At 53.9% G+C, this 11512-nt stretch carries 15 protein-coding genes; 6 read left to right on the top strand and 9 right to left on the bottom strand.

The window, feature by feature from the left end:
• Nucleotides 1–75: 75 nt before the first annotated feature.
• Genes NST23_RS17495 through NST23_RS17485 form a run of 3 tightly spaced genes read left to right on the top strand, consistent with a single transcriptional unit; the run spans nucleotide 76 to nucleotide 3367 of the window.
• Complete coding sequence (locus NST23_RS17495) at nucleotides 76–837, top strand: TraR/DksA C4-type zinc finger protein (protein WP_174769208.1); 762 nt, start codon at nucleotides 76–78, stop codon at nucleotides 835–837.
• Complete coding sequence (locus NST23_RS17490) at nucleotides 824–1963, top strand: mandelate racemase/muconate lactonizing enzyme family protein (RefSeq protein WP_217021536.1); 1140 nt, start codon at nucleotides 824–826, stop codon at nucleotides 1961–1963. The genes NST23_RS17495 and NST23_RS17490 overlap by 14 nt, the downstream gene beginning before the upstream one ends.
• Before the next feature lie 15 nt (nucleotides 1964–1978).
• On the top strand, nucleotides 1979–3367 hold the full coding sequence (locus NST23_RS17485) for an MFS transporter (RefSeq protein WP_173599283.1): 1389 nt from the start codon (nucleotides 1979–1981) through the stop codon (nucleotides 3365–3367).
• A gap of 97 nt (nucleotides 3368–3464) precedes the next feature.
• Here the strand turns inward: NST23_RS17485 and NST23_RS17480 are convergent, their stop codons facing one another.
• Both NST23_RS17480 and NST23_RS17475 read right to left on the bottom strand, forming a co-directional pair.
• Nucleotides 3465–3947 carry an NUDIX domain-containing protein gene (locus NST23_RS17480; RefSeq protein WP_173597044.1) on the bottom strand — a complete coding sequence of 161 codons (483 nt, stop codon included), beginning with the start codon at nucleotides 3945–3947 and terminating at the stop codon, nucleotides 3465–3467.
• 21 nt (nucleotides 3948–3968) lie between these two features.
• Nucleotides 3969–4892 (bottom strand): NAD(P)/FAD-dependent oxidoreductase, encoded by a 924-nt coding sequence (locus tag NST23_RS17475; RefSeq protein ID WP_173597045.1) that lies wholly within the window; start codon nucleotides 4890–4892, stop codon nucleotides 3969–3971.
• Between the two features lie 229 nt (nucleotides 4893–5121).
• Here NST23_RS17475 and NST23_RS17470 point away from each other — a divergent pair, with 229 nt between their 5' ends.
• Together NST23_RS17470 and NST23_RS17465 are read left to right on the top strand one after the other, a co-directional pair.
• Nucleotides 5122–6465, top strand: coding sequence for an LCP family glycopolymer transferase (locus tag NST23_RS17470; RefSeq protein WP_340964168.1), 1344 nt, complete (start codon nucleotides 5122–5124; stop codon nucleotides 6463–6465).
• 85 nt (nucleotides 6466–6550) lie between these two features.
• Nucleotides 6551–7156 (top strand): Hsp20/alpha crystallin family protein, encoded by a 606-nt coding sequence (locus NST23_RS17465; RefSeq protein WP_122965027.1) that lies wholly within the window; start codon nucleotides 6551–6553, stop codon nucleotides 7154–7156.
• Between the two features lie 108 nt (nucleotides 7157–7264).
• Here the strand turns inward: NST23_RS17465 and NST23_RS17460 are convergent, their stop codons facing one another.
• From NST23_RS17460 to NST23_RS17435, 6 genes are read right to left on the bottom strand one after another with little or no spacing between them, the layout of a single operon-like run.
• Nucleotides 7265–7480, bottom strand: a complete 216-nt coding sequence (locus tag NST23_RS17460; protein WP_063230417.1) for a spore germination protein — start codon at nucleotides 7478–7480, stop codon at nucleotides 7265–7267.
• 3 nt (nucleotides 7481–7483) lie between these two features.
• Nucleotides 7484–7876, bottom strand: coding sequence for a spore germination protein GerPE (locus NST23_RS17455; RefSeq protein ID WP_122965028.1), 393 nt, complete (start codon nucleotides 7874–7876; stop codon nucleotides 7484–7486).
• A 14-nt stretch (nucleotides 7877–7890) separates the two neighbouring features.
• Nucleotides 7891–8076: a spore gernimation protein gene (locus tag NST23_RS17450; protein WP_122965029.1), complete on the bottom strand. Its 186-nt coding sequence runs from the start codon at nucleotides 8074–8076 to the stop codon at nucleotides 7891–7893.
• 1 nt (nucleotide 8077) lies between these two features.
• Nucleotides 8078–8692 carry a spore germination protein GerPC gene (locus NST23_RS17445; RefSeq protein WP_122965030.1) on the bottom strand — a complete coding sequence of 205 codons (615 nt, stop codon included), beginning with the start codon at nucleotides 8690–8692 and terminating at the stop codon, nucleotides 8078–8080.
• A gap of 34 nt (nucleotides 8693–8726) precedes the next feature.
• Entirely contained in the window at nucleotides 8727–8951 is a 225-nt protein-coding gene (locus NST23_RS17440; protein ID WP_063230421.1) for a spore germination protein GerPB, read from the bottom strand.
• The gene (locus NST23_RS17435) at nucleotides 8948–9199 is read right to left on the bottom strand and encodes a spore germination protein (RefSeq protein ID WP_063230422.1); all 252 of its coding nucleotides are present in this window, start codon (nucleotides 9197–9199) and stop codon (nucleotides 8948–8950) included. The genes NST23_RS17440 and NST23_RS17435 overlap by 4 nt, the downstream gene beginning before the upstream one ends.
• Nucleotides 9200–9366: 167 nt before the next feature.
• On the opposite strand from NST23_RS17435, the gene NST23_RS17430 reads away from it, so the two are divergent.
• Nucleotides 9367–9573 (top strand): hypothetical protein, encoded by a 207-nt coding sequence (locus NST23_RS17430; protein ID WP_122965031.1) that lies wholly within the window; start codon nucleotides 9367–9369, stop codon nucleotides 9571–9573.
• 9 nt (nucleotides 9574–9582) lie between these two features.
• On the opposite strand, the gene shc is transcribed toward NST23_RS17430, so the two are convergent.
• Nucleotides 9583–11484, bottom strand: a complete 1902-nt coding sequence (gene shc, locus NST23_RS17425; RefSeq protein ID WP_340964165.1) for a squalene--hopene cyclase — start codon at nucleotides 11482–11484, stop codon at nucleotides 9583–9585.
• Nucleotides 11485–11512: the final 28 nt, after the last annotated feature.

Here is an 11512-nt window from a genome sequence, read left to right as displayed (position 1 = left end):
TTGCATGCGATGGTTATTTCCCAACTGCTGAGCCATACTACCTGTTGAGGAAACCAAACAAAGGTGGTGCCCGATTTGGATCACAGAATGCTGGCCAGCTTCAGGGAAAAACTGCTGGAGCAGAAAAAAGAACTCGAAGATCGCGTGCAAGATCACTACGGCATGCGAGAACCGATGACTACCTCCTTGCAGGAATTTTCCATGTACGATAACCATCCGGCAGATATAGGCAGTGAAATGTTTGAACGCGAAAAAGATTTGGCTCTCGACAGCCTTGACCGGGAGACGCTGAAAGAAATCGACCAGGCGCTGACCCGGATGGAAGAAGGGACATACGGCCTCTGCACGGTCTGTGGCGAGCCCATTCCGCACGAGAGGCTGGAAGCATTGCCCCAGGCGCAAACGTGCAAGGAACACGCTCCTGCCCCGCATGTGAACGAGTCCCGACCGATCGAGGAAGAGTTTTTGCAGCCGCCTTTTGGTCGCACATCGCTCGATGAAAAAGAGGGGCAGAACGGCTTTGATGGAGAAGACGCCTGGCAAATCGTCGAGTCGTGGGGCACGTCCAGCACCCCGTTCTCCTTCCAGGAAGGCGACAAAGCCGATTATGGCGAGATGTACATCGAAAGCGACGAGCCGGACGGGTATGTCGAAGCGGTAGAAGAAATCGGCTACACCGACATGGACGGCTACCACGGGCCGGACAGTGTTCACTTCATGCGCAGCGAAACATACGAGGATTACATGCGAAAAGGCGAAGGAAAAGGGAATTTCCTTTCCTACGACGAGTACGAAGAGCAAATCGAGCAGCGCGAGGGACGCGATGACCTCGTTTGATCGGCGTTTCCTGATCGAGCGCGTCGAAACTTATCCACTCCTGTATCGCTTGCCGCAAGCATACGGTGACGCCAATGGGTACAAGCGCTATCGCAGCACGTTTCTCGTCCGCATCATCACACGAGCTGGCATCGATGGGTGGGGGGAAATCGTCGATTGGTTGCCGACATTGGACAGAGGGTTTCGGGAACGGATCATCCCGTTTTTGCTAGGCAAGGACGCTTCTGGCCGACTGATGATCGCGGATGTGATCAGCAAATGGCATCAGCGATCGGCTTCAGGCGTCAGCATGGCTTTGAGCGAGATTGCCGCCAAAGCGGCGAACATGTCTGTCTGTCAGCTATGGGGCGGGGCGATTCATCGCACCATCCCTGTTTACGCCTCTTTTCAGTCTTACTCCGAGCGTGAAGACTGGATCGAGCATTCGCTCAGCCAAGTGGCAGCGGCGACAGAAGCGGGCTTTTCCAAAGTCAAAGTAAAAATCGGCGGACGCTCGGTTCAGGAAGATCAGCGACACATTGCCCGGATGATGGATATGCTGCCAGAGGAGATTCAGGTAGCGCTTGACGCCAATCAAAGCTACGACTTGGCAACGACGAGACAGTGGACGCGGCTTTTGAATCGCTATGCCAACTGGATGTGGCTGGAAGAGCCGATGCCGATGGAGCATGTCGACGAATACGCCAAGCTGCGGGCCGCTCTGCCGATTCCGCTTGCGGGGGGCGAAAATTTGATTCGCTGCACGCACTATTTGGCTTTGTTCAGGCAGGGAGCGATTGACATCGCGCAGCCGGACGTATTGCATACGGAAGGAATCGAGAGCTACCGGATCATGCTGCAAGCAGCGCGGCAGTTTGGCTACCGGGTATCGCCCCATACTTTTGACGGCGGCTTGGCGCGATTGTATACGCTGTTTGCGCAAGCTTGTCTTCCCGCCTGGAGCAAAATGGACAGCGAGCCGATTGAGCCGATCGAGTGGGATGTGATGGAAAATCCGTTCACAGCTCTCTTTCCCCTTTATCCAGTCAACGGCGAAGTGACCATCCCGGATGGACCGGGAATCGGACTTGCACCGAACTGGGAAATTATCAACGCGATGCGCTGGGATGGCAGCGTCTATGCGTGAGATGAGGAGTTTCGTATGGCACAAAATGCGAAAAACCTGATAGGGCTGACGGGAATCCCGCTGGTGATGGTGTTGGGCAACTCGATGCTCATTCCCGTCTTGCCCACGATGAAAAACAAAATGCACCTGACCTCCCTGCAAACCAGTCTGCTCATTACAGCCTTTTCGATTGCCGCGGGGATTGTGATTCCGCTGGCAGGATACTTGTCTGACCGTTTTGGCCGGAAGATCGTCATTTTGTTTTCGCTGGCTCTGTACGGGGTAGGGGGGCTGTTGGCAGGACTCGCGGCGATGTGGCTGGATCAGCCGTACATGCTGATCATGGGAGGACGGGTTTTGCAGGGGATTGGGGCAGCAGGGACGGCGCCGATTGCCATGGCACTGGTGGGCGATCTGTTTGAGGGAGCTTCGGAGAGCAAAGCGCTCGGCTTGATGGAGACTTCGAACGGATTGGGCAAAGTGTTGAGTCCGATTTTTGGCTCCTTGCTCGCCTTGATTTCCTGGTACATGGTCTTCCTCGCGTTTCCGATTATTTGCGGGGCGGTTCTTGTACTGTTTCTGTTTTTGACAAAAGAAAAGAAGCAAGAACGCAAGCCGCTTGTCATCAAGCAATATTTGCACAGGATCGGAGAAGTGTTCAAGCAGCACGGAAAATGGCTGATCCCCGCGTTTTTTATCGGCAGCATTTGTTTGTTCACGCTGTTCGGCGTGCTGTTCTACCTGTCCGATCTGCTGGAAGAAAAGTACAAGATCGACGGTGTCATCAAAGGCGGATTTTTGGCGATCCCGCTTTTGGTCATGAGTATTGCTGCCTACTTGACGGGAGTCATTATTCGCAAAAAGCTCGGCCTCATGCGCCTGTTTGTGATCATCGGGATGTTTTTGCTGTCGGCATCGTATATACTGGCCAGCTTTGTCAAAGGCGCCTATGTGCTGATCGGGATTCTCATCATTGGGAGCATCGGGACGGGAATGATCTTGCCGTGCCTCAATTCGATGATTGTCGGAGCGGTGCAGAAAGCCGAGCGGGGGATGATTACATCTCTGTACAGCGGCGTGCGGTTTATGGGGGTAGCGGTCGGGCCGCCCGTGTTTACGTGGCTGCTCGGGATTTCGCGAAACGTCATGTTCTTTTCCATCGCCGGTCTGTCGCTCGTGTTCGGGGTAGTGGCGATTTTCCTGTTGAAGCCCAAGCAAGCTGAGCAGACCGGGCAGAGCACGGAGCAGGATGCTGCCAAAGAGCAAGAGACGAAAGCATGGCGGCAAATCTCCGAGGTGCTCGGAATCGAACCGGAGACCGAGCAGGAAAAGCGGCGTGCGAATGCGCTCAAAAAGTACGGCCTTGATGTGAACGATCTGTTTGCACGCCTGTTGTCCGGGAAAAAGGAAAAAGAAAAAAATTAAAACAGGCAGTCCTGCCGCAGTCTCTCACCAGAAAGGGAGGGCTTGCGGTAAGGAACGCCTGTTTTTTGCTCGCCTGACGCTTGAAGGAAAAGCTTGCTCACTGGCCGGAGTGGGCCGCAAACGGATGCCGCAGGGCGCGCTCCAATGTCAACGGATACACGTCGTCGCGCAAAATCCGGCTAAACTGCTCGTCGTTCTTGATGTCCCGGGGAATATCCGCGAACATGACCGTCTCCTGGACGTCAGCACCGGGAGGGTTCTTTTCGTATGTAAGCACTTTTGCGATGTAAATATCTTTTCGTTGCCCGCCGCTCAGCGTGTACTGCCCGATACGCTCAATGCCTTCGAGGACAGCACCTGTCTCTTCATACACTTCCCGTACGGCGGCCGCCAGACTGCTTTCGCCAGGCTCGACTTTTCCGCCGGGCAGCTCCACACCGCGGCTGCGATGGCGGGTAAACAGCAGCTTGCCTTGATAAAAGGGAACGATGAGCACGTGTCCAGCCGGGTGAGAGCGATACTCGTCCGGATCGAAGGTAAGCTGCACAGGCAAACCGAAATCATCTGAAAAAACGTACAAGAACAGCGCTCCTTTCTAAGCTCAAAACGGAGTAGACGAGCGGCCGTGCATGGAAATATGCTTGACGGCTTTCATAGCCTGCCCGACAGCCAGTGACAGGCTGGCATAGGCAGCGCCGTTGGTGACGTCACCCAAGCCGTATATCCACGCATCGTCGGATCGTTGAAAATCGTCTGTCTTCAAATAGCCGTCTCCAAACATGGTCAATCCATCCAACCCGGCGCAATTGCCATGGACTCCAATGCGCGGCAAAATCAAGTCGACCAGCAATTGTTGCGGATTTTCCGGCCGCCGCGAAGCCAATGTCAACCATAGCCGGTCTTCGCGGTGCAAAAAGCCGCTCACTTCCGTCTCCCACAGAACGGTCAAATTGGGGAGTGCGGCCATTTTGCGCAGCCAATCGGGTCGGGCACGCAGATGGTTGCTGCGGATCAGCAAGGTGACGTGGCGAGCATGCTTGGTGAGGTTCACGGCACTCTCGACAGCGCGATCTCCGCCGCCAATCACAGCCAAGTCCAGTCCAGCTACCGACGTAGCCTCCGCCGTCGTGGAGAAGGAGGGTGGCAAGACGCGGGGGCAGCCGTCCAGAGCCGGAATTTGGTTAGGGGCAACACCAGTGGCAACGAGCAAATAGTCTACGCGATAGAGCGCTTTGGAAGTCGTCACGGTTTTGGCGACCCGATCGATGGCTACCAGTTCTTCTTCAAAGCGGACAGCCAGTTTTTGCACGGAAGGATGCCGGGACAAATCTTCCAGCAAAGAAGCCCCTTGCGCATACACACGCGGAGGAAAATCCCAAATTTCATTGTGGATTTGATGCAACTGGCCGCCGAGCCGATCTGTTTTTTCTACCAGCAAACAAGACAACCCCAATCGTTGGCACCAAATAGCGGCAGACAACCCCGCGATGCCGCCGCCTGCGATCAGCACCTGTACGTGTTCCACTCTCCAGTCCCCCGATCTTTTCTTTTTCCGGTTTTCCCAATAGTTTTAGACTACCTGTTTCGTTTAAGGAGTGCAAGGACTCGCCGCTAAAACGACAAAACAGGTGCGATCCCTCGGGCATCAGCTACAATCTGACAGCAGAATGTGGTAAAATAGGACATGCTTTTCCAGAATAATAAAAAAATGAATAGAATTGTGACACCATGCATGTGAAAAGGAGTGAACCTGCGTGCAGGCCAAGAACGAAAAACAAAGGGCCCCTGTGAAACAGCCGCGTACACGCAAAAAACGCGGACAGCGAAGCAAGCGGATGTATCTGCTCTTGGCTGCGTGCCTGTTTCTCTGCTTGCTGGCGGTCGGGGCGGGATACGCGCTCAACAAGGTCGACCAGACACTGGAAGTCGTGACGGAAGATCCGTACAAGCTTCCCGATCAGCCCGTCGTCGAGCAGCCGTATGAGGATAAGAAATCGATTGCGTTCGTCATTGTCGGGGTGGACACGCGGAAAAACATCGGGATGCTGAACACAGACGTGCTGGTTGTCGCGGTCGCGAATCCTGTGACGAAAAAAGTGACGATGGTATCCTTGCCGCGCGACACGCGGGTCGAGATTCCCGGATACCCAGGTTATCACAAGATCAATGAAGTTTTTGCACTTGGCGAAGGTCAGAAAAAGCTGGCAGAAAGCAAAGGCAAACCTGTGACGGAAAACGGCATGACGATGCTCAAGAAAACGCTGGAGCATATGTTTGGAATCTCTGTCGGCCATTACGTCCAGCTCGACTTCGAGGGCTTTACGGCAGCGGTTGACAAGCTTGGCGGCGTCAAGGTAGATGTGGATCGCGATCTCGTCTATGAGCTTCCCAAGCAAGGCGTCTACCGAAATTTGAAAAAGGGAACCCAGGTGCTGAATGGCGAACAGGCTTTGGGCTTTGTCAGACACCGGATCGACAGGCGCGGCAGTGCTTACAATTCGAGCGACTTTGACCGCAACCGCCGTCAACAGCAAGTGATTCGCGCAGTAGCGGACAAAATGATCTCGATGGACGGAGTTACCCGTCTGACATCGGTGATGGAAACGGTTGGACAGCATATTAAAACAGATTTGTCGAAGGATCAAATCAAAGGCATGGCCATGGATTTCGGCACGATTTCTTCGGATAATATCGTCTCGCTGGAAAACGGGGCGATCTGGAGCTCGCCGTATTCCTTGTGGCCGCGGGAGAACATGCAGGCGGTCCGCAGTACGCTGCAAAAGGAACTGGGCGTAGCCGAATCAACGAACCAACTGAGCAACGCGTCGGTTGCGGAAGTTGCCAAGATCGAGATGAAAACAGAGACAAGGCCGACGACGACAAAGCCGTCCACTTCATCCCCAACCAAAGAAGCGAAGCCAAAATCGGAGAAACCGACAACTCCGGCAGCAAAACCGGAAACGACGCCAGAGCCAACTCCCGTACCGGATGGAGGAAACGGGCAGTCCGGCGAGACGTACCCGAGCGACATGCCGCCTCCTGACATTATCGCGCCGCCAGCACCCGCGCCAGATGTCAGTGACAATGGGCAGACATAATGATTTTTGTGCACCCTTCCCAAAGCGAGCCACATATACTGCCAAAAACGGGCGTATGTCAGCTTGCGGGAAGGAGGCCACGTCCTTGAAAAATTGGCAAGAGACGTTGAAGCAGTTGCAAAAGGCTTCGCAAAGCCTGGGAAAATTAAATCTGGACAAAGAGCATCCGTGGGGTGCTTTGCGCCAGATGAATCAAATCATGGACGCGAGTTTTTGGGAAAATGTAGCGGCACTCAGCAAACAAACGCCGAATCAGACAACGACCTCTACCACGAAGACGACGAAGGTCGTGCAGACCAGCCAAAAGAGCGCGAAACAGCCCAAAGGCAAGCCAGTGCGGGTCGTGCAGGAGGAAGAAACGACTGATTATCCTGTCACGGATGTGTTCTTGTCGGAGCAAGCGGTAATCGTCTGCTGCGAATTGCCGGGCTTCGCGCGCGACAGCCTGGAGTTGGCACTGGTCGAGCAAAAGCTGCTCGAAATCAAAGGGGAAGTCAAAGAGCCGAATTACAACGGCGCGTGCGTGAAAACAGAGAGGAGCTACGGCTCTTTTCAACGGAATATCGAGCTGCCAGCTCCGGTGGTCGCAAAAGGAATGAAAGCACAGTACCAGGATGGCTTGCTGGAAATCATTTTGCACCGTGATGCGGACTATCGGGAGCGAAAAACGACATTCAAGGCGAAGCTGTAGGGGAGGACTTCACGTACCTCCTCTTTTTTGCGGTTTCCCGAGGCGAAAAGGAGGCATGTCCGCCTGCGGGCAAAAACAGTGCTAATGAAAGCCATTAACACTGTTCGTTCATATATTCCCTACCAGCGGCTGATCGACAATGCTCGGATCAAGCGTATTGGTTGCATTGGCGCCGTTGATCGTATTGACGACATTGCCCGTATTGCCGCCCCCAGAGCCGGAAAAAGTTTTCGTCGCGCTTTTCGGGGAGATGTTCAAGGTATCCCCGAAGTTGACAGTTCCCGAGTTGCTGTTGATATTGACAGCTCCCACCACGGAAGGCACTGGTTAATCCCCTCTCTTCGGCTTTGGTTCGTCGCGAAGCAAATGCCGGATATTTTTCACGCGTGTTTCCAGGGTCAGGCATTCGGTGGAACCGATATGGATCACGGAAGATGCCGCAGCGAACGGCACGTCGACTTTTCGCACGCGCAGATGTGTGCAGTCGTGAAACGTATCGATGCATATCGGCTCCTCGGGGCAAGGAGCTGCTAACGGAACGCTGAACACATCGTAATCGGCAAAAGGCAGTTCATTTTTGAAAAAAATCGCTTTTTCCCGTTGAATCGCCAAAATATTGGCCTGGGTATGCACCTGCCTGGAATCGCCAAGTTGCAAAACAGAGGAAGAATCGATGGAGATGCTGCTCAACTTTTTGACGTGGCTTGTTCTTCGGTACAACAGCTGTCGCCTCCTTATGGCGGAGTGAGCGCGGTATCAACCGGGACCGCTCCAATGATCATCGATTCTGGCGGAGTTTCATAAATGGACAGCAGTTTGACCGTTGTTGTATCTCCAATGAACAAGGATGCAGAGGATGACAAGGCATCAATCGAAAGCTTGCCGACGCAGACGGCACCATTTATCACCTGGTAGATCATATCAGGGTTCGTTCACCTCGCGAGGCAGATTTTTGACGAAGCTCTCACACGTTTTTTCGATATCCCGCTTGACCTTCTGGACTATTTTTGGCACCAAGGCGTCGATTTGTTCCGGCTCCAGGTCATCGGCGGGAAGCTGATTGACGTAATAGCGGATGCGCTGATCAATTTGCTTTTTGATATCGTCCAATATAAAAGCCCGGTAGTCGTCATTGAGCGGGTATCCGCACTCTTCTTCGATTCGTTCCAGCACGTGATAGGCGTCCGACTCCAGGTAGCGGTATATTTCTTTTTGCACGCGGTCAAACAGCGGCGAGTTTTTTTGCTCGCCAGACGGCACATTCATCGTCTGATTGATGGAAAGCTCGCCGATTCCCGAATCGTTGCCTTTCGGGTTGAGACCGATATTGAGCGTTCCTTCTAGCCGTTCCACCTTCAACAGATCAAACTTGTACTCGTTTTTGATTACAGAAGGAACCTGTTTCTCTTTCAAGTCTTTGATATCTTGCTGCAATTCTTCTATCATTTGCTTCATTTTCTCGATTTTTTTGTTCTGTGTTTGTATATAGTCATGTAACTGTTGCAAATACTGCATCACTTCGGAACCGATGTACATGACGATCATCCTTCTTCATCAAACATAAAGCTGGTCAGCGTGAAGGCTCAACCAATGGGACAAGCGGAATAAATTCTGCCGAAGAAGTCTCGGGCATCGGTCCGGCTGCGGGGGCCGGCTCCGTGAATCCGCCTGTGTTGTAAAGCTGGGATAGCGGCTTGATGATGCCGGCACTGCCGATTTGACAAACCGATGAGTTGGTTATGCCATCAATCTTCAAATTGTGGATGACGATGTTTTGATGAATAAAAAAATTCATGGAAAATCCCGTCCCTCTGCCGCAGAATCGCTCGTATCCTCCACGAAGATGGGAAGTTCGTTGCTGGTCGTTTCGTTCACGTAGACTACGCTGCGCGGAATCTTGAACGAAAGATTGGTGCCAGAGTTGAACGAGCCTCCTCCTGCAAAGGTTTTGGAGTAGCTGACAGGAGAAATTCTCCGGACGTCTCCGACATTGAAGACGCCGCTTATGCTGTTTACATTGATGACCCCAACAATGGCTGGCATCTTCGACACATCCTTTTTACGAAAGAGCCTTTCTGTATTGTATGTGGGAGGGCACTGGGTGTTCATACCTGTTTTTGGGTTCGCGGTCCGCGCTGGGCAGTGCAGGCATACAATACAAAATCCCGCATAGAACAAAAGTGCGATGAAGGAAAAGGAGAACGAGCAGAATGAACATGAAAGTCCACAATAAAAAGATTGCGCTTGGAGACATCAAAGTAGGGGGCGTGCAGCAGTCATCGCTTGTTTTGATCGGAGATGCGGACGTGATCAGTTGCACATCGGTTTTTGACACGCCAAAAGACTCGCTCATCTACAGCAAAGAGGTACCGATTCGACCGACGACACCACCAGCACCAACAAGACGAGGCCAATGACAGCCTCGCCTAACGGGATGAACCATATTTGTGCTCGAAGTGGCCAAGAGCGAGCAACGGCCAGATGAAGCGATAGCTGTGATAGGCAAAATACGTGCCGCCAGGCCGTCCGCCTCCTGTCGGATACGAGACAGACCAGCCCGTCGCCTGACTTTGCCGGGATAAAAAGTCGATCCCTCGCAAAATCGGGGGCGTAGGCTCAGGGGAGACGGCGATGAGAGCATCGAGCGCCCAGGCTGTTTGGGAAGGCGTGCTTGCGCCGAGAGCGACGTATGTTTTTTTCTCGTCGCTGTGGCATGATTCGCCCCAGCCCCCGTCGGCGTTTTGCGTGCCGAGCAGCCAGGCGACAGCCTTTTGGACCGCGGGGTGAGTGGAGGTTACACCGACTGCGGCAAGTCCGGTAATCGCCGCCCATGTTCCGTACACATAGGCAATCCCCCAGCGACCGTACCACGACCCGTCCGCTTCCTGGTGGGTGAGCAGCCAGCGAACGGCTTTTTGCACAGGGGCGTCGCTTTCCTTGTACCCGGCGTATCGACCGAGAAACTCCAATGTTCTTCCGGTCAAATCAGCAGAGGAAGGATCAGTGCTGACCGTATCTGAACCCTCAATCGGCAAGTTGCGGATCAGGGCGGAGTCTGTATTTTTCTCAAAGGCAGGCCAGCCGCCATCGTCGTTTTGCATGGACAAAATCCAGTCGAGTCCGCGCTTCCAGGCGGCGGCTGTCGTTTTGTCCAGCCGCGATTGGGCGCGTAATGCCCGCAAAGCGGCTGTCGTATCGTCGATGTCGGGGTTCAGCGTGTTGAAGTCGGAAAAACCCCAGCCTCCCGGGTGTCCTGCCGGATTGCGAATTTTCCAGTCGCCGTACGTATGCTGCTGTTTCGCAAGCAAGTAGCGGTTGGCTGACGCGATAGCAGGGTGATTGGCGGACAGGCCGCTTTGCTGGAGAGCGTGTGCCAGGAGGGAAGTATCCCAGACGGCGGAAGTCGCCAGTTGCAGGTGAGAGCCTTCCGGCGTTTCGCATACGCTGTCGCGCAGCCCGACGACCGCTTTCGCGATGTGCGGATCGCGGGGAGAATAGCCGCGGGCAAGCAGGGCAAAGACCATGAAAAAGGTGGAGGTGGAGTAGTTGTACAGCGTTCCGTCGGCTTCCACGCGAGCCAACATAAACTGCTCCAGTCTGCGCAGCGATAGCTCGTGCAGCAAGCCGGGCAGCAAAGGCAGGCGCATGACATGCTCGTGGATCGAAGCAAGGAAAGGCTGGCCGCCACGGGCAAAACGATCCAGCAAGCGGTGCGGATAAAGGCCGGGAGAGATCGGAGACGTCACGTACAAATCAGACAAATCGGGCGTGTCCGCCGTTCCTTTGGCAAACTTGCGGTCGGCAACAATCATCATCGGGGCGAGATGCACGCGGGCATATCCGACAAAATCGTAAAAGCTGACAGGCGAGGAAGGGGGCAGCAAGGCAATTTCTACAGGCACGAGAAAATGAGCGGGCCACTTGTACTGTCCGGTCAGGGCAGCGGCAAATTTGGTCAGCAAATTGGCTTCCGTCAGTCCGCCTTTGGCGCGAATGAACTCGCGAGCGGGAACCAGGCGAGGATCATTTTTTTGGTAGCGGCGCGAGAACAGCAGGGCGTAGTAACAGTCCAGCGTCGTCGACAAATTCCCTTCCGCTTCGTCCGGATACAGCTTCCAGGCGCCATTTTCCTGCTGGAGAGCGGCAATGCGGGTCGCAAGTCCATCGATCAATCGCTCATCATCAATTCCGAGCGTGCGCAATAGGATGATCATGTGAGCGTCAGTCGTCGGGGAGCTTTCCAGACAAAAGCGCCAGGAGCCATCCTGTTTTTGCTGGCTGAGGAGCAGAGACTGAATGCGGTTGATTTCTTGCCGTACTTGCAGCAATGACAAACACCTCCATCACACATGCTTT

This window comes from Brevibacillus sp. FSL K6-0770, from assembly GCF_038000275.1.
GTDB classification, from domain to species: domain Bacteria; phylum Bacillota; class Bacilli; order Brevibacillales; family Brevibacillaceae; genus Brevibacillus; species Brevibacillus parabrevis.
This window is presented reverse-complemented; position numbering and strand designations above follow the sequence as displayed.